The sequence below is a fragment of the Chromobacterium sp. LK1 genome, from assembly GCF_001043555.1.
In the GTDB taxonomy this organism is placed as follows: domain Bacteria; phylum Pseudomonadota; class Gammaproteobacteria; order Burkholderiales; family Chromobacteriaceae; genus Chromobacterium; species Chromobacterium aquaticum.
Map to the genome: position 1 here is coordinate 177822 of NZ_LDUI01000005.1, position 16711 is coordinate 194532.

General features: G+C 64.5%; 15 protein-coding genes. 6 read left to right on the forward strand and 9 right to left on the reverse strand.

What is annotated here, in order from left to right; all coding sequences use genetic code 11:
* Positions 1-35: 35 nt before the first annotated feature.
* The 5 genes from VI26_RS03820 (at position 36) to VI26_RS03845 (ending at position 7040) form a co-directional block, all read left to right on the forward strand.
* The gene (locus VI26_RS03820; protein ID WP_048408409.1) at positions 36-1751 is read left to right on the forward strand and encodes a tetratricopeptide repeat-containing response regulator; all 1716 of its coding nucleotides are present in this window, start codon (positions 36-38) and stop codon (positions 1749-1751) included.
* Positions 1739-2479, forward strand: a complete 741-nt coding sequence (locus VI26_RS03825; protein ID WP_048408410.1) for a LytTR family DNA-binding domain-containing protein — start codon at positions 1739-1741, stop codon at positions 2477-2479. Before VI26_RS03820 ends, VI26_RS03825 begins: the two co-directional genes overlap by 13 nt.
* A gap of 222 nt (positions 2480-2701) precedes the next feature.
* Entirely contained in the window at positions 2702-4402 is a 1701-nt protein-coding gene (locus VI26_RS03830) for a hydrogenase maturation protein (RefSeq protein ID WP_048408411.1), read from the forward strand.
* A 241-nt stretch (positions 4403-4643) separates the two neighbouring features.
* A complete protein-coding gene (locus tag VI26_RS03835) occupies positions 4644-6098 on the forward strand; it encodes a sensor domain-containing diguanylate cyclase (protein ID WP_053074208.1) in 1455 nt (484 codons plus the stop codon).
* A gap of 492 nt (positions 6099-6590) precedes the next feature.
* The gene (locus tag VI26_RS03845; protein ID WP_048408414.1) at positions 6591-7040 is read left to right on the forward strand and encodes a hypothetical protein; all 450 of its coding nucleotides are present in this window, start codon (positions 6591-6593) and stop codon (positions 7038-7040) included.
* Here VI26_RS03845 and VI26_RS03850 read toward each other — a convergent pair.
* From VI26_RS03850 to VI26_RS25290, 4 genes are all read right to left on the reverse strand, one after another.
* A complete protein-coding gene (locus VI26_RS03850) occupies positions 7037-7663 on the reverse strand; it encodes a hypothetical protein (protein WP_048408415.1) in 627 nt (208 codons plus the stop codon). The genes VI26_RS03845 and VI26_RS03850 overlap by 4 nt on opposite strands.
* Positions 7664-7844: 181 nt before the next feature.
* On the reverse strand, positions 7845-8306 hold the full coding sequence (locus VI26_RS03855) for a YiiD C-terminal domain-containing protein (RefSeq protein WP_048408416.1): 462 nt from the start codon (positions 8304-8306) through the stop codon (positions 7845-7847).
* Positions 8287-10260: a prolyl oligopeptidase family serine peptidase gene (locus VI26_RS03860; RefSeq protein ID WP_197081369.1), complete on the reverse strand. Its 1974-nt coding sequence runs from the start codon at positions 10258-10260 to the stop codon at positions 8287-8289. Before VI26_RS03860 ends, VI26_RS03855 begins: the two co-directional genes overlap by 20 nt.
* Before the next feature lie 106 nt (positions 10261-10366).
* Positions 10367-10621, reverse strand: a complete 255-nt coding sequence (locus tag VI26_RS25290) for a hypothetical protein (RefSeq protein WP_369799189.1) — start codon at positions 10619-10621, stop codon at positions 10367-10369.
* On the opposite strand from VI26_RS25290, the gene VI26_RS03865 reads away from it, so the two are divergent.
* Positions 10523-11011, forward strand: coding sequence for a YcnI family protein (locus VI26_RS03865; protein ID WP_369799190.1), 489 nt, complete (start codon positions 10523-10525; stop codon positions 11009-11011). The two genes, VI26_RS25290 and VI26_RS03865, sit on opposite strands and share 99 nt — an antisense overlap.
* 209 nt (positions 11012-11220) lie before the next feature.
* Here VI26_RS03865 and VI26_RS03870 read toward each other — a convergent pair whose 3' ends face one another.
* The 5 genes from VI26_RS03870 to VI26_RS03890 all read right to left on the reverse strand — a co-directional run bounded on the left by VI26_RS03870 (position 11221) and on the right by VI26_RS03890 (position 16497).
* Positions 11221-11610 carry a YidB family protein gene (locus tag VI26_RS03870; protein ID WP_048408418.1) on the reverse strand — a complete coding sequence of 130 codons (390 nt, stop codon included), beginning with the start codon at positions 11608-11610 and terminating at the stop codon, positions 11221-11223.
* A gap of 67 nt (positions 11611-11677) precedes the next feature.
* A complete protein-coding gene (gene holA / locus VI26_RS03875) occupies positions 11678-12682 on the reverse strand; it encodes a DNA polymerase III subunit delta (protein WP_048408419.1) in 1005 nt (334 codons plus the stop codon).
* Positions 12663-13223: an LPS assembly lipoprotein LptE gene (gene lptE, locus VI26_RS03880; RefSeq protein ID WP_082150866.1), complete on the reverse strand. Its 561-nt coding sequence runs from the start codon at positions 13221-13223 to the stop codon at positions 12663-12665. The genes holA and lptE overlap by 20 nt, the downstream gene beginning before the upstream one ends.
* Before the next feature lie 75 nt (positions 13224-13298).
* On the reverse strand, positions 13299-15917 hold the full coding sequence (leuS, locus tag VI26_RS03885) for a leucine--tRNA ligase (RefSeq protein WP_048408420.1): 2619 nt from the start codon (positions 15915-15917) through the stop codon (positions 13299-13301).
* A 190-nt stretch (positions 15918-16107) separates the two neighbouring features.
* Positions 16108-16497, reverse strand: a complete 390-nt coding sequence (locus VI26_RS03890) for a hypothetical protein (protein ID WP_156183729.1) — start codon at positions 16495-16497, stop codon at positions 16108-16110.
* Positions 16498-16711 lie beyond the last annotated feature (214 nt).

Here is a 16711-nt window from a genome sequence, read left to right on the forward strand (position 1 = left end):
ATGACAGTTTGCGGAGAATCGTCAAAGATAGCGAGATGAGCACAGCCAATACCAACTCGACCACCTTCCAAAGCGTCGCCGCCGCCGCCAAGACCGGCGCCGCGCCGCGGAAGGGCTACGACGACCCGTACAGCAAACGCCTGTTCCTGATCATCGACAGCCTGCCTGAGATGCAGCGCGCGCTGGCGATGACCCTGTCGTCCTTCGGCGCCGACAAAGTGGAATACGCCAGCAAGGCCGGCGACGCGCTGGCCAAGATGGGCAAATACGAATTCGACGTCGTGCTGTGCGACTACGACCTGGGCAACGGTTACGACGGCCTTTACCTGTTCGAAGAGGTGAAGGAACGCAATCTGATCAAACAGTCCTGCGTGTTCATGATCGTCACCGGCGAGCGCCGCTCCCAGCGCGTGATCTCCGCCGCGGAACTGGCGCCGGACGACTACCTGCTCAAGCCCTTCACCGGCGAAGTGCTGCGCGAACGGCTGGAAAAGGCGATGCGCCGCCGCGAAGCCTTCCGCCTGGTGGATGAAGCCATCATGCGCCACGAATACCTGTCCGCCATCGAAGTCTGCTCGCGCCTGATCGGCGAACGCGGCGAATTCACGCTGGACTTCATGAAACTCAAGGGCTCGCTGGCGCTGAAGATAGGCGACTTCGACAGCGCGCGCTCCTTGTACATGGACGTGCTGCGCCTCAAGCCGGTGCCCTGGGCCAAGATGGGCCTGGCCAAATCGCTGACCGGCCTGAAAGCCTACGACGAAGCGCGGCTGCTGTTCGAAGAAGTGCTCACCGACAACGACCGGGTGATGGAAGCCTACGACTGGCTGGCCAAGCTCTACCGCAACAACCACAATCTGGACGAGGCCCAGGCCACGCTCAAGCAAGCCACCGACATCTCCCCGGTGGTGTTCCGCCGCCAGCAGCAACTGGCGGAAGTGGCCTTGCTCAACAATCAGCTGGAAGTGGCGGAAGAAGCCTGCCAGACCACGCTGGACATCGCCAAATACACCTGGCACCGCAGCCCCACCCACTACGCCGCGCTGGCGCGCGTGCAACTGGCGCGCGGCGACACCGCCAATGTCGGCCGCACCCTGTCCAATCTGCGCCGCGACTACCGCTACAACGAAGAAGGCGAATGGATGGCCGGCGTGGTGGACAGCCAGCTGCAGGACAAAAAGGGCAACCGCGACAAGGCCCGCCAGCTATTCGCCGACGCCGAGGCCAAGTTCCGCCAGTTGGCGCCCAAGCTCAGCAGCGACGCGCAAATGGAATTCGCCCGCGCCTGCTACGCCCAAGGCCACAAGGAATCCGGCAACCACGTGATGCGCGACCTGGTGCGCAACCATCACGACGACGAGGAGCTGCTGGCGCGCTTCGGCGACATGTTCGAAGAAGTGGGCCTGGGCGAGGACGGCCGCCAATTGATCGCCGACAATGTGCAATCGGTGCTGGAGCTCAACAACCAGGCGGTGCGCGAAGCCCAGGCCGGCCAGTTCGACTCCGCCATCGAACGCTTCGTCAAAGCCCACGAGGAAATGCCGCAGAACATCCAGGTCATGCTCAACCTGATCAATGCCACCATGGCCTACGTCCACCGCCAGGGCTGGCACGAAAGCCATATGCGCCGCGCCCACGACATGCTGAGCAAGGTGCGCGACCTCGCCCCCACCAATAATAAATTCCAGAAAATCCTGCAAGCCTGGCGCATGCTGGTGGAAAAGCTGGGCAAGCCGCAATGGGTGCTGTAAGCCCCTGGCAAGACTGGCGCGCGCTGGTGGTGGACGACGAACCGCTGGCCTGCGAACGCCTGCGCCAGCTGCTGCGCGAGCAAGGCCTGCCCCATATCTACTGCCTGACCGACAGCCGCCAGGCCCAGGCCTGGCTGACGCAGAACGTCGTCGACATCGTGCTGGCCGACATCTCCATGCCCGGCATCAGCGGCCTGGAACTGGCGCAGCAACTGCGCCGCCAGCCGCTGGCGCCGCTGCTGATCTTCACCACCGCCCACGAACAATACGCGGTGGATGCCTTCGAACTGGAAGCCGTCGACTACCTGCTCAAGCCGGTGCGGCGCGAGCGGCTGCGCCAGGCGCTGGAGCGCGCCGGCCGCCAGCGCGGCGAAGCGCCGCAGCCGGAAGCCAGCTTCACCGTGCGCCAACGCGATCGCCTGCTGCCCATCCCCTTCTCTCAGGCGCGCTATCTCAAGGCCGAGCTCAAATACGTCACCCTGGTCACCCCGGACGCGGAATACCTGCTGGACGAACCGCTGATCGCGCTGGAGCAAAGACTGGGCGACGCCGCCGTGCGCATCCACCGCAACTGCCTGGTAATGCGCCACGCGCTGCGCGAGCTGTTCCGCACGCCCGCCGACGGCGAAGAACAATGGCAGGTGCGGCTGGCCGACATCGAACAAGCGCTGCCGGTCAGCCGGCGGCAACTGGCCGGCATCAAGCAATGCCTGAACCAGCAGGACTAGGCACGCCCTCCCCTCGCCACGCGCCACCATATATACAGACCATAAAGCAAAAGCATCTGTCATTATTTTTGGCATGAAAATGCGTTGTGATTTTCAATCGCATCAAGCTTGACATTAGTCATTTGTCATTATTCAGACTAAAACTATCATCCTCGCCCAAGCACATGGCCGAACCGGCGCACCGCCGCCGGCCATGCATTCCATTTAGGGCAAGGAGCGGTCATGCGGTCATTGAAAATCATCCTGTTGTCGTCGGCGTTCAACGGACTCACCCAGCGCGCCTGGCTGGAATTGCGCCAGTCCGGTCACCAAGTCAGCGTGCAGCTGTTCACCAACGAGCAGGAAGTCAGCGCCAACATCCAGCAATCCGGCGCCGATATCGTCATCTGCCCCTTCCTCAAGGACCGGGTGCCGGAAACCCTGTGGCGCGACAGCAGCCGGCCGGTGGTCATCATCCACCCCGGCATCGTCGGCGACCGCGGCGCCTCGGCGCTGGACTGGGCCATCACCCTGCGGGAAAAACGCTGGGGCGTCACCGCGCTGCAGGCGGTGGAAGAAATGGACGCAGGCCCGATCTGGTCCAGCTGCGAATTCGACATGCCGCCGGACGTGCGCAAATCCGAGCTCTACAACGGCCCGGTCAGCGACGCCGCCCTGTATTGCATCCGCGACGTGGTGGAAAAATTCGGCACCGGCTTCGAGCCCGAGCCGCTGGACTACAGCCAGCCGCAAGTGCGCGGCCGGCTGCAGCCCAATATGCGTCAGAGCGACCGCGCCTTCCTGTGGCAACAGCCGGCCGCCGAGATCAAGCGCCGCATCGACGCCGCCGACGGCCAGCCCGGCGTGCTGGCGCAACTGGCCGGCGGCGACTACTACGTCTACGACGCCCACCTGGACCACCGCTCCGGCCAGCCCGGCCAATTGCTGGCGGTGCACGACGACGCCGTGCTGGTCGGCGCCGGCGAGCACAGCCTGTGGCTGGGCGCGCTGCGGCGCAAGCCGGAAGCGGGCGAGGAAACCTTCAAGCGCCCGGCGCGCCACGTGCTGGCCGGCCTGCTCGACCAAGTGCCGCGGCTGGACTGGTCCATCGCCACCCACCCGCATTGCGAGGAAAGCTACCAGCCCATCCGCTACCGCGAATACGGCTGCGTCGGCGAACTGACCTTCGAGTTCTACAATGGCGCGATGAGCACCGAGCAATGCCAGCGGCTGAGCGAGGCGCTGCGCTGGGCCAAGGCCCAGGACACCAGCGTGCTGCTGGTGCGCGGCGGCCGCGGCAGCTTCAGCAACGGCGTTCACCTCAATGTGATCCAGGCCGCGCCGGAACCGGGCCTGGAAGCCTGGGCCAATATCCAGGCGATAGACGACGTCTGCCAAGAACTGCTGACCGCGCGCCAATTGGTGGTAGCCGGCCTGAGCGGCAACGCCGGCGCCGGCGGCGTGATGCTGGCGCTGGCCGCCGACCTGGTGTTCGCCCGCGGTGGCGTGGTGCTCAACCCGCACTACAAAACCATGGGCTTGTACGGCTCGGAATACTGGACCTACAGCCTGCCGCGCGCGGTGGGCGCGGAACAGGCGCGGCTGCTGACCGAGGCCTGCCTGCCGCTGAGCGCGCGCGAAGCCTGGCGCCTGGGCATGATTCAAGACATCGGCCCGCATGATCCGCACGACTTCGGCGTCTGGCTGCGCCAAGCGGCCGGCCTGGCGCTGAACGACGAGCGCTTCCGCCAGCACCGCGCGCGCAAGACCGGGCTGGACCTGGAACAGATGGAACGCTGCCGCCAGGCCGAGCTACTGGAAATGCGCCAGGACATGGTGGAGAACCGTGGCCAATTCCTGGAGAAGTGCCGCAATTTCGTGCTCAAGCGCAAAGCCTGCGGCACCCCGCAGCGCTTGATCGCCGACTGGATTCCAACGCGCTGAAACAAGCCCTAGCCATGTCGTCATAAAAACAGCCCGCCCAGCGGGCTGTTTCATGTCATTTTCATGACGAAAAACAACAGTATTGTTTTACGTACAACTACTTAAAATCGGCTTTTTCATCAGTCAAAGCTAAAAAATAAGCCGGCCTTCTTATAAACTCCCTTATCCCCTCTTTCCCCCTTCCTACGGTTGCTACATGCGGACACGGCTGGTTTATGCAGGATGCATCGCGATATGGCTGGTGCTGAGCGCGCTGGTCGCCCTGTCCATCGCCAGCCATGCCTTGCTCAGCGCGGAGCAGCAGTTCAACCGCGACGCGCTGCAACTGTCCGAGCAGCTCAATCAAAAGCTGCAAAACAATGAAACCGTGCTGGACAGCTACGCCGCCTTCAGCACCCTGGACCGCCGCCAGGACCTGCCAGCGGAAAAACGCTTCACCCGGCAACTACTGCGCCGCTACCCGCAAATCCTGTGGCTGGGCCATATCGAACGCATCGCGCCCGAGCAATTGCCGCAGCTCAAACAGCGGCTGCGCCAGCTCTACGGCCACGCGCTGCCGCTGCCCGCCGCCAGCGGCGATGCATGGGAACGTCGTTTTGGCGTCTTCCCGCTCTCCTTCATCGAACCGGTGCAGCCGTCCACCTTGCTGGCCGCCGACCTGGGCCGGCTGCAAAGCGTGCGCCGGGCCTTGCAGGACGCGCTGGAAAGCGGACGCATGGAAATCTCCGGCCAGATCAAGCTGCCCGGCCTGCCGGCCGGCTATCTGCTGATCCGCGCGATGGACGACGTGCTCAACACCCCGCTGTCCGCGCCGCTGGCCCCGGCCCACTTCGCCGCCATGGCGATACGCGCCGACAGCCTGCTGCCCAGCCAATTGCCGCTGTCGGACGGCGCCGAAGTGCGCCTATTCCACCGCAGCTCGCCGCCTGGCGCGCCAGTGCTGCTGCACCGCGCCGAAAGCGCCAGCGCGCTGGAGGCCCTGCTGTTTCCGCGGCTGGAAACCCGCCACCCGCTGGGCGGCGCCAACCAGCCCTTATTGCTGACCGTCAGCCAGCAACTGGGCTGGCGTCAGATCGGCGTGTTCGAATGGGGCATGCTGTCCTTCCTGTCCCTGGCCTTGCTGGCCGGGCTCTTGCTGGTGGCCCACCATTATCTGCAACTGGCCCATGGCCGCCGCCAGCGCGAAAACCAGCTGTTCTATCTAGCCAATCACGACCGCCTGACCGGCCTGGCCAACCGCAATCTGTTCTACGACCGGCTGCAACACGCCATATCGCGGGTGGATCGCAGCGGCAAGCGGCTGGCCCTGCTGTTCCTGGACCTGGACCGTTTCAAACCGGTGAACGACACCTACGGCCACGTCACCGGCGACCGCATCCTGCAATTGATCGCCGCCCGCATCAAGGAAGAGCTGCGCGGCGAGGATACCGTCGCGCGCCTGGGCGGCGACGAATTCGTGGTGCTGATGGAAGACATCGAATCCAACCGCGAGGCGGACAAGATCGTCAACCGCCTGAAGCAGGTGATCCACCAACCTTACGAAGTGAGCGACAACCTGATCTCCGTGGGCGTCAGCATCGGCATCGCCTATTACCCGGAGGATGGTTTGCTGATCGACGAGCTGTTGACGGTGGCGGACCGCAAGATGTACGGCAACAAGCGCGAGATCGCGGCGGCGGGGACGGAAACGGTTTGAACCTGGGCGGCAAGCCGCCACGCGCGCTAGCGCCTCATGCCTTCACTGCCGTCCCGCCCGCGCACTGTGGATAACCCTACCCAAGCGCCCCTCCTTGTGGATAAGCCAGACGTTCAAGCCACGCCCCCACCCTGTCATGTCAGGGGCAATGATCCTCTCGAAAAGATCATGAACAGGCGCTTCGCACCCCAGACCCCACATCAGCCACTCCAGCTTGACCCAAGTCCCACCCTCGGCAACAATCCCCACGTTGCCGCCCACACGCGGCACACGGGATTGGCGTCTCGTCCTCTACTTACCAACTTCTGCTTACGCGGCGTGCCGTGTGAGCAGCTTTACTATGGCCGTGCCCTTTGGCAGGCGCATGGTGGGGGAGTGCCATGCACTCGCTGGTTTGGTAAGTAGACCAGTACGCCAATCCTGCCACGCGCCTGCCTCACCTCAGCCTTCCCTGGCAGGTGGTTTATCTTGTGTCACAGCAGGAGAAACACCATGCAACAGCCTCAAGCCTTCCCCCGTCGTCGTCGCTACCATCTGCGCTCGCTGGAGCAACAAGAAATCTTGCTGCCCTTCGTCCGCTTCTGCCCCGGCCGCACCTACCCGCATTACTGGCAAATGCCCGCGCCCAGCAAGGATTACCCCGCCGACAGCGCCTATGGCCGCGAATGCGCGGCCCATTTGCTGCAATGGCTGAAGGACAATCGGGAATACGTTGGCAAGGGCCTGCTTAGTCGAGTGGCACGCGATATCGACTTTGACGACCGCAACGGGCGCGGTCAATGGATGGGATTCTTCAACTATCTGGAGCAGCTGCTATTGCTGGGCGCGGACCGGGTCAGAATTTATCGCCATGTCGATGGCCAGCACCAACTGTATCTGGCGCTGGGCCAGCGGATGAGCGTGGAAGCCCGCTTCCGCCGCATCCGCCTGCGCGCGCGCTAAACCACGCCGCCCTGCCAACAAACGCCGCCGAGTACCGGCTCCACCCAAAAAGGCGGACGAGCGCCCTCGTCCGCCGTCTTGGCCATTTCCACCCAGGCGTCTTGCTTGCTCCACTCGTACAGCACACCGGGCTGGATCAGGTGCAGATAGACGCGCTCGAAGGCGGACGACTCCAGCAGATCATGGGTGGCGGCGGTCAGCGCCGCTTCCTGGATAAAGGCGGGAAACAGGGTGGTGGCGGCCACGCCGCCGAACTGCGGAATATTGGCCGCCAGCAGCAGGCTCAACTCATAACCGGGCTTGGCCGCGTAACGCTTCACGCACTTGGCTTGGATCCGGTATTTGATCGCGGCGATGGGCGCGTTGGGCACGCTGATCGGCGCATCCTCGCCCTGCTGCGCCTGGCGCACTTCGCGCGCGCGCAAACAGCCTTTGCCACCGCCGAACAAGTGCTCGTCGGCATGCACTTCCGTCACTTCAAAAGCGATGCGCCGGCCGTCGCTGAGGGTGGCGCCGACATCCGGCAGCGGCGGCGGCCAGGACTGCCGGTCCACCGCGTGCAAACCCTTGCGCTGCAATAGACGCAGCACCAGCTCCAGCTCTTTTTGCGCTTTTAAAGCCATCGGCCTCCCCCAGTCCGCGTCCGCCGGCGTTGCGGCGCGGCTGCGGCCGGAACGCCGGGCGCGTTTTCATTGGCTATCGCTCAATCCAACCCGGCACAAGATATTTCTTTTTAGCACAAAAAATAGGCTATTCAGATTGGATTTAAAGTTTAATAAGCGATACCGCGGCGCCGGGGGTGCTTCAGTGCTGGGAATCTCCTTCGCCGGGCAGGACCACGAACTCGCCTTCCAGGCCGCCCACCGCCTCGCCGTCGCACTCCAACGCCACCTCCAGGCGCAGCCGCCCCATGCGCCCGCGCCGCAACGCGCGTTCCAGCTTGTCCCAGGCGGCTTCATCCGGCGCGGCGGCGCGGGCGAGGAAGCCGGCGGCGATGGGCTTGTCATAGCGCATGCTGTTGCCGTGGATGATGACGCGGCCGGGCAGGCCGCGCTCGCGCAAGCGCATGAACACCAGGCACCAGGCGGCGAGGATGGCCACCGCCGAGGCGCTGCCGCCGAACACGGTGGCGCGGTGGTTGATATTGGGCGCCAGCGGCGCGTGCAGGATCACCCGCTCGCCGCTGGCCTCGGCCACGCTGACCGCCATCGCGGCGGACAGCGGGATGTGTTGATGGAGGTAATCTTCAAGCGCCTTTGGACTCATGCTTTTCTCCCGATTCGACGCGGCCGGCTTCGGCGGCGCCTCCTCCATTCTGCCCCAATAGGTGGCGCTGGAAAAACCACAGGCTGTGGCCCAGCTGCAGCACCTGGTTTTCGCGCTTGGCCGCGCCGTGGCCTTCATCGGGGAACAGGATCAGGCCGCCGTCAACGCCCTTGCCGGCCATCGCGCGGTACATTTGCAGCGCTTCGCCCACTGGCACTCGCGGATCGCTGACGCCCTGGATGATCAGCAACGGGTCGCGCAGCTTGTCGATGTGATTGATCGGCGACAGTTGCTCCAGCGCGGCGCGGTCGCGTTCCAGGTCGCCGTATTCGGCGGCGCGCAGCGCGCGGCGGTAGGGCGCGGTGTTTTGCAGGAAGCTAACCAGATTGGCGATGCCGACATTGGACACGCCGGCGTCGTAAGCGCCGGCGAAGATGGTCATCGCCGCCAGCGTGGAATAACCGCCGTAGCTGCCGCCCATCACCCCGACCTTGGGCGCCGCGCCGGCCTCGCCCCAATGGCTGCGGATGTAGCGCGCGGCGTCTTCGATATCGGACAGCACTTGCAGCCGGCGCGGACCGTTGTCGCTGTCCAGCCAGGTTTTGCCATAGCCGATGGAGCCGCGCACATTGGGCTGCACATAGATGAAGCCGGCGTCGACGAAGAGTTGTGCCTGCGGCGAGAAGCCGGCGCGGCTCTGCCCTTCCGGCCCGCCGTGGAAGTTGACCACCACCGGGCAGGGCGTGGCCGCGCAGCGCGCCGGCCGGCGCACGAACATCGGAATCGGCGTGCCGTCGCGCGCCGGATAGCTTTCCAGGCTGGCCTTGGCGAAGCCGCGGGTGTCCAGCTCCGGCGCGGACGGCAACAGCCATTGGCTGAGCTTGCCGCTCTTGCTGTCCCAGACATGGCTGCTGGCCGGCGCGGTGTCGGTTTCCACGCTGAAGTTGACGTAGCGGCCGTCGCGGCTGAGGTTGACCACATTGACCTGGGCCGCGCCGGGGAAGGCCGGCAGTTTCAGCGCGCGGTAGCCGCGGCGGCCGTCCAGCGCCAGCGCCTTGCCGTAACCGTCCTGGCTCAGCGTGTAGTAGACGCGGCCCTGCTCGCGGTCGATGTTGAGGTTGTCGACATCGCCGCGCGTCTCCGGCGTCAGCGGCTGGAACACGCCGGCGCGCCACAGATAGAGGCGGTGGTATTCGCCGAACTTATTGCTGCGCACCAGGTATTCGCCGTCGCGCAGGCCGAAGTCCATGCGGTAGTCGACCGCCTCGCCCTGACCCAACAGCGGCTGCGCCGGCTTGCCGTCCGGCGTCCACAGATAGAATTCCGCGCTGGCATTGCTCAGCGTCTTTTGCAGCAGCAGGCGGCCGTCGTCGCGGTGATCGGCGATGCTCCAGGCGCCGCTCTCGCCGAACAGGCGCTCGCGATGGCCGTCGGCCAGCCGGTAGCGGTACAGGGTATAGCTGTCGGCCCGCTCGTCGTTGCTGCGGTAGTACAGCCACTGGCCGTCCTTGCTGAGAAACTGGAACTGGGTCTGCACGCCGGGCTTGTGCTGGACTTCGCGCAGCGCGCCGCCGGCGGCGGCTTGCAGATAGAGACCAGGGTTTTCCTCGCCCTTGCGGTCGCGGCTGAGCACCAGCCAGCGTCCATCCGGGCTGACGTCCTGAATCAGGGTGGCGTCTTCGCCGCCGGTGAGTTGCACCGGGAAGCGCTGCGGGCCGTCCAGCTTCCACACCTGCGGCACGCCGGTGACGCGCCAGCTGAAGTACAGGGCCTTGCCGTCCGGAGCCAGCACGCCGGCGCCGGGCGCGCGCAGGTCCAACATGTTCTGCACTTTGCGGCTCAGTTCCGCCGGCAAGGGCGCGGCGCGATAACGCGCCACCTCTTCCGCGCTGACACTGGCGGCACCGAGGCCGCTGTATGCGCCAGCGGCCCAGCCATGAGTGGAAAGCATCATTAGCGTTGCCGCGGATAAAGCACGAACCATCATGACTGCTCCTGAACGATTGGGCGAGCGGACCAGTATAGCGGCCATGACAATGACGTTACAACTTGCATTATTCTCATGCCGACTCTGCGACACTTTGTCGCATGTGGAAGGAATGAGCAGGCGCTAAACTGATGCGGTCAATCCTCATTCGCATTTGTCGCCCCTGGCCGGCAACGGCGCTAACCTTGATCCGCAAAGAGCTCCAATGAAAAAACTCGCCCTGCTGGCCTTGCTGGCCGCCTCCGGTTCCGCCTTCGCCCACGTCACCCTGGAAACGCCCACCGCCGCCAGCGGCGGCTATTACAAGGGCGTGCTGAAGATCGGCCATGGCTGCAACGGCAGCCCCACCACCGCCATCAGCGTGGAAATGCCGGAAGGCGTGCGCCTGGCGCAGCCGATGCCGAAAGCCGGCTGGGAAGTGGAAGTGAGCAAGGCCGCGGTCAAGCCTTTCGACAACTACGGCCGCAAAGTGAGCGAGGATGTGAACCGCATCACCTGGAAGGGCGGCAAGCTGCCGTCCAATTTCTACGATGAATTCGTGTTCCAGGCCAAGATCGCCGCCCAGCCGGGCAAGCTCTATTTCAAGGTGAAGCAGCAATGCGAGCAGGGCGAAACCAACTGGGCGGATATCCCGGTCGCCGGTCAGGACGCGCATGACTTGAAGAGCCCGGCGGCGGAGTTGACGGTGACGGCAGGTGTGGCCGGCCATCATCATTAAGAACCTATTTACGATCTGCTGCGCGTCGGCGATACGGCGTTGAAACCAAGCTCAAAATGCTCATGCACCACGTGTACATTCCGCTTTTTCGCTCGTTTTCGCCTTGTCTCGCGAGAACGTAAACACGTTCTAAGCCTTCTTCCCTGCTCCCATGAACAACGCCGGCGGCGAGTCTCTCGCGGCCGGCGTTGTTGCATGGACGGGTAAGATTAGCGGAACAAACCCTTGAGCAGGTCCGCCCCCTGGGACAGCAGATCCTCGCCCTGCGGCAGTTGACCATTGGGGGTCAGCTTGTCCACCAGGCCGGGCAGGTGCTCGGCCACCAGTTGCGACAGCTGGCCCTGCTCCAGGCCGAATTTCTCGGCCAGGCCGGACAGTTGTTCCGAGCCCAACACTTGCTGGATCTGCTCGGCCGACACCGGCAGATTGCCGCCCTGGCCCACCCAGGAAGACACCAGCTCACCGAGGCCGCCTTGCTGGAATTGCTCCAGCAGGCCGGACAAGCCGCCCTGTTGTTGCAGCAAGGCCTGCAAGGCTCCGCCAGCGCCGCCTTCCGCGCCGCCGGACAGCAAACCGCTCAAGGAATCGAATAAAGCCATCGTGCTCTCCTGTTTGCCGCGCACCGGGCGCGAATCTGTGTAAACATGGCCGCGCTCGCGCGCGGGATCAAGCCGCCAACAAGCCCGCCAGGCCGCGCATGGTCCGCCACGGATCGCCGGCTTCCACGCCCTTGATCTGACGATCTATGCGCGCGCATTCGTCCAGCGCGGTCATCAGTTTGCGCGGGCCGATGCGGCGCAAGGCCGGCTCGGCCAAGCGCTGCTTATCGCCCCACAAACGCAGTTCACGCGCCATGTCGCGCGCGTTGCGCCCGTCCTTCAGGCCCTGGCGCAAGCGCAGCAGCATGCGCACGTCCTCGGTCAGCGACCACAACACCAGCACCGGCGCTTCGCCTTCGGCCATCAGGCCGTCCAACATGCGCAGCACGCGCGGCACATCGCCGGCCAGCCAGGATTCGGACAGGTGGAACACGTCGAAGCGGGCCACATTGGCCACCGCGGCGCGCAGTTGTTCCAGCTTCAGTTCGCCCGCCGGATACAGCAGGGCCAGCTTGTCCACTTCCTGGCGCGCGGCCAGCAGATTGCCTTCCACGCGATCGACAAAAAACGCCAGCGCCTCGCCGCCCAGCGACTGCCCCTGGGCCTTGAGCCGGCGCGAGATCCAGCTGGGCAGCTCGGCGCGGCCCACCGGACGGGCTTCCACCGTCACCGCCAGTTTTTCCAGCGCCTGGAACCACTTGGACTGCTGTTGGGCGCGCTCCAGCTTGGGCAGGGTGATCAGCGTCACCGTGTCCTGCGGCGGCTGCGCCGCCAGCTGTTGCAATGCTTCGGCGCCTTCGGTGCCGGGCTTGCCGTTGGGGATGCGGATTTCCAGCAGCTTGCGCTCGGCGAACAGCGAGACGCTGCTCATCGCGTCGCGCAGTTGCGACCAATCGAAACCGGCCTCCACCGTCAGCACTTCGCGCTCCTGGTAGCCTTGCTCGCGCGCCGCCTGACGCAGAGCGTCGGCGGCCTCCAACGCCAGCAGCGCTTCTTCGCCATGCACCAGGTAGAGCGGCGCCAGGCCCTTGCCCAGCGCCGCGATCAGCGCGTCAGGGCTTAGGCTGGGCATCGACGGGCTTCAGGCTTTGCGGGCCGGTCAGCGGCGCGGCGGCCGGCTTTTTCAGATAGGCCAAACGGCGCACGATCTGCTCCGCCGCGTCACGGCGGGCGTCGGCCCAGATCAGCGCTTCTTCCTGTTCCTTGCCGAGGATGGCGCTGTCGGAGTAGTTCATGCTGCGACGCACCACCACGGTCATGTCCGGCTCCACCGGCACGCCGAACAACACGGTGCGCACCACGGCGGTATAGGTCAGCTGGTATTCGTTGATCTTGCCACCCACGTTCAGGGTCAGGATGTCCTTGGCCTGGTTTTCGCTGAGGATGCTCACCACCGCCTCGGCCTGCTTGGGATTGTCCAGCAGTTGCAGACGCGGGTCGCGCGCCAGCACGGTGCGCACATCGCCGGCCACCGCGGTGCCGCCGCCGTCGAAATACAGCGAGGCGAACGGCAGCGGCTTCATCGGGCCGCCCAGGCCGCGCAGGTGGAAGCCGCAGGCGCTCAAGGTGATGGCCAGCAGCGCCAGCCACAGCCATTGCAGGGAAAGTCTCATTCGCGATTCCTTATCGGGAAACAATGCGGGCCCGACCCTAGGCGCAATCCACGCCAGGGCCGAGCCACGTCGGGTTTACACCACGATGTTGACCAGGCGGCCCGGCACCACGATGATTTTCTTGGCCGGCTTGCCTTCCATGAACTTCTGCACGTTCTCATGCGCCAGCGCCGCGGCTTCGATCGCGTCCTTGGCCGCGTCGGCGGCCACGGTGATGCTGCCGCGCAGCTTGCCGCCCACTTGCACCATCAGTTCGATCTCGCTCTTGATCAGCGCGCTCTCGTCCACTTTCGGCCAAGCCTGTTGCAGCAGTTCGCTGCCCGGGCGCAGCGCGGTCCACAGCGCGTCGCAGATGTGCGGCACGATGGGGGACAACAGCAGCGCCACGGCTTCCAGCGTTTCCTGCGCCACCGCGCGACCGGCGTCGCCGCTCTTGTCGGTCTTGTCGTAGGTGTTCAGCAGTTCCATCACCGCAGCGATGGCGGTGTTGAATTGCTGACGGCGGCCGTAATCGTCGGCCACTTTCTGGATGGTGGCGTGCAGCTTGAAGCGCAGATCCTTCAGGCCAGCGGACAATTCGCCGCCGCCATACGCCGGCGCCAGGCCGGCTGCGGCATGCTCGTTCACCGCCTTCCACAAGCGCTTGAGGAAGCGGAACGCGCCTTCCACGCCGGCGTCTGACCATTCCAGGCTCTGCTCCGGCGGCGCGGCGAACATCATGAACAGACGCGCGGTATCGGCGCCGTATTGTTCGATGAATTCCTGCGGGTCCACGCCGTTGTTCTTGGACTTGGACATTTTCTCGATGCCGCCGACCACCACCGGCAGGCCGTCGACGCGATGCTTGGCGGCGACGATCTTGCCCTTGGCGTCGCGCTCCAATTCCACGTCCTGCGGCGCGATCCAGTCGGTGGCGCCGTTGGGCAATTCACGATAGAAGGTTTCACACACCACCATGCCCTGGGTCAGCAGGCTCTTGAACGGCTCATCGCTGGATACCAGGCCTTCGTCGCGCATCAGCTTGTGGAAGAAGCGCGCGTACAACAGGTGCAGAATCGCGTGTTCGATGCCGCCGACGTATTGGTCCACTTGCAGCCAATAGTCGGCCGCCTTCTTGTCCACCATCGCGGTGTCGCACTTGGGCGAGGCGTAGCGCGCGTAGTACCAGCTGGACTCGACGAAGGTGTCCATGGTGTCGGTTTCACGCTTGGCCGCGCCGCCGCATTTCGGGCAGCTGGTTTCGTAGAATTCCGGCATCTTGGCCAGCGGAGAACCGGCGCCGTCCGGAATCACGTTTTCCGGCAGCGTCACCGGCAGGTCTTTTTCCGGCACCGGCACGTCGCCACAGCTCTGGCAGTGGATGATGGGAATCGGGCAGCCCCAGTAGCGCTGGCGCGAGATGCCCCAGTCGCGCAGGCGATACTGGGTTTTCTTCTGGCCGGCGGCCTTGGCTTCCAGATCGCCGACGATGGCGTCGAAGGCGGCGGAGAAGTTCAGGCCGTCGTATTTGCCGCTGTTCACGGTGCGGATGCTGTCATCCTTGGCGGCGTACCAGTCCTGCCAGGCGGCGGCATCGAAGTTGTCCTCGCCGCTGGCCGGCGCGTAGACCTGGTGGATGGGCAAGCGGTATTTGTTGGCGAACTCGAAGTCGCGCTCGTCATGCGCCGGCACCGCCATCACCGCGCCTTCGCCATAGCCCCACAGCACGTAGTTGGCCACCCATACCGGCAGCTTGGCGCCGGTCAGCGGATGGACGACGAACAGGCCGGTGTCCATGCCCTTCTTTTCCATCTTGGCCATATCGGCCTCGGCCACGGAGCCGGCCTTGCATTCGGCAATGAAGGCTTGCAGCTCCGGCTTGCCGGCCGCGGCCTGGCTGGCCAGCGGGTGCTCGGCGGCCACCGCCACATAGGTGGCGCCCATCAGGGTGTCCGGACGGGTGGTGTAGACCTTGAGCTGGCCGGCGTGACCGATGCTGGCTTCGTCGTAGGCGAAGGCCACGTCGGAGCCGAAGCTCTTGCCTATCCAGTTGCGCTGCATGGTCTTGACCTGTTCCGGCCAGCCGTCCAGCTTGTCCAGGTCCGCCAGCAGCTGCTCGGCGTAGTCGGTGATGCGGAAGTAGTACATCGGGATTTCGCGCTTTTCCACCAGCGCGCCGGAGCGCCAGCCGCGGCCGTCCACCACTTGTTCATTCGCCAGCACGGTCTGGTCCACCGGGTCCCAGTTGACCACGCCGTTTTTCTTGTAGATCACGCCCTTTTCAAACAACCGGGTGAACAGCCACTGCTCCCAGCGGTAGTAGTCCGGCTTGCAGGTGGCCAGCTCGCGCTCCCAGTCCAGCGCAAAGCCCAGGCTATCCAGCTGCTGCTTCATGTACTCGATGTTGGCGTAGGTCCAGGCCGCCGGCGCGCCACCGTTCTTCATCGCAGCGTTCTCGGCCGGCAGGCCGAAAGCGTCCCAGCCCATCGGCTGCAGCACGTTGAAGCCCTGCAGGCGCTTGAAGCGGGCCAGCACGTCGGTGATGGTGTAGTTGCGCACATGGCCCATGTGCAGCTTGCCGGACGGGTACGGGAACATCGACAGCGCGTAGTATTTGGGACGCGACGCGTCTTCCACGGCTTTGAAGGCGGCAGTTTTCTGCCATTTCTGCTGGGCGGCGGTTTCCACCGCGCGCGGGCTGTATTGTTCTTGCATGGCGATCTTTGTCTGGACTCTGAAATTCAAAAGGCGGAAATACAAAAGGCGGGCTGCCCGGCGCGCGGTTCACGCTGGCGCCTCCGGATAGCCCGTCCGCAAAAAGGTTGCCCCCATTATAACGGCGTCTTCGCTCCCGCGATAAGACCCCAAAAAAACAAATGCTTGGCCGGTTCCCGACTCGCCGCCGTCAAGAGCAGGGCTTGACGCCCCAGCCCTTGCGTCCGCGCCAGCAGGAGAAATCCTCCTTCACCGAGCGTATGGTCCACACATTGCCTTCGCGGCTGAGCTGGAAACGCTGGCGCATGCCCTTGACGCTGTCGTCCATCAGGCCTTCGCGCAGCAGCGCGATGCTGGCCTGGTCGAAGGCTTCCGGCTGGCTGGTCTGGATCACTTTCAGGCTGCGGTATTCGAACTGGCCGTCCTCGCCCAGTCGGTTCTTGGCGAAGCGCAGCACCACTTCCAGCGGCAGTTCGCCGGGCTGGCCGGCGAAGGGGAAACGCGCTTCGTCGCTATAGGCGGAGGCGGCGGCGGGAATCGCGGCCAATGCGGCCGCGGCGCAAAGAAGGATGGTTTTCAATTGCCATGCTTTCCGTGTTGAAAGCCTGGTTCGACCCGTCAATGCATCAAATAGTTGCGCTGGCTTAGAACCTGTTTACGATCTGCTACGCGTCGGCGGAATAGTTAGACAAGGGCGTTGAAAACCGCTTCGAAATGCTCATGTACCAACCGTACATACCGCTTTCTCAGCCGCAACGCCTTGTCTCGCCTTAGCTCGCGAGACTTTGAACAGG

Excerpts from the sequence above, each read along its gene's own strand:
- VI26_RS03820 (WP_048408409.1), top strand. The coding sequence starts at position 36 with ATGAGCACAGCCAATACCAACTCGACCACCTTCCAAAGCGTCGCCGCC.
- VI26_RS03825 (WP_048408410.1), top strand. The coding sequence starts at position 1,739 with ATGGGTGCTGTAAGCCCCTGGCAAGACTGGCGCGCGCTGGTGGTGGAC.
- VI26_RS03830 (WP_048408411.1), top strand. The coding sequence starts at position 2,702 with ATGCGGTCATTGAAAATCATCCTGTTGTCGTCGGCGTTCAACGGACTC.
- VI26_RS03845 (WP_048408414.1), top strand. The coding sequence starts at position 6,591 with ATGCAACAGCCTCAAGCCTTCCCCCGTCGTCGTCGCTACCATCTGCGC.
- VI26_RS03850 (WP_048408415.1), bottom strand. The coding sequence starts at position 7,663 with ATGGCTTTAAAAGCGCAAAAAGAGCTGGAGCTGGTGCTGCGTCTATTG.
- VI26_RS03855 (WP_048408416.1), bottom strand. The coding sequence starts at position 8,306 with ATGAGTCCAAAGGCGCTTGAAGATTACCTCCATCAACACATCCCGCTG.
- VI26_RS03860 (WP_197081369.1), bottom strand. The coding sequence starts at position 10,260 with ATGATGCTTTCCACTCATGGCTGGGCCGCTGGCGCATACAGCGGCCTC.
- VI26_RS25290 (WP_369799189.1), bottom strand. The coding sequence starts at position 10,621 with ATGGCCGATCTTCAGCACGCCCTTGTAATAGCCGCCGCTGGCGGCGGT.
- VI26_RS03870 (WP_048408418.1), bottom strand. The coding sequence starts at position 11,610 with ATGGCTTTATTCGATTCCTTGAGCGGTTTGCTGTCCGGCGGCGCGGAA.
- holA (WP_048408419.1), bottom strand. The coding sequence starts at position 12,682 with ATGCCCAGCCTAAGCCCTGACGCGCTGATCGCGGCGCTGGGCAAGGGC.
- lptE (WP_082150866.1), bottom strand. The coding sequence starts at position 13,223 with ATGAGACTTTCCCTGCAATGGCTGTGGCTGGCGCTGCTGGCCATCACC.
- leuS (WP_048408420.1), bottom strand. The coding sequence starts at position 15,917 with ATGCAAGAACAATACAGCCCGCGCGCGGTGGAAACCGCCGCCCAGCAG.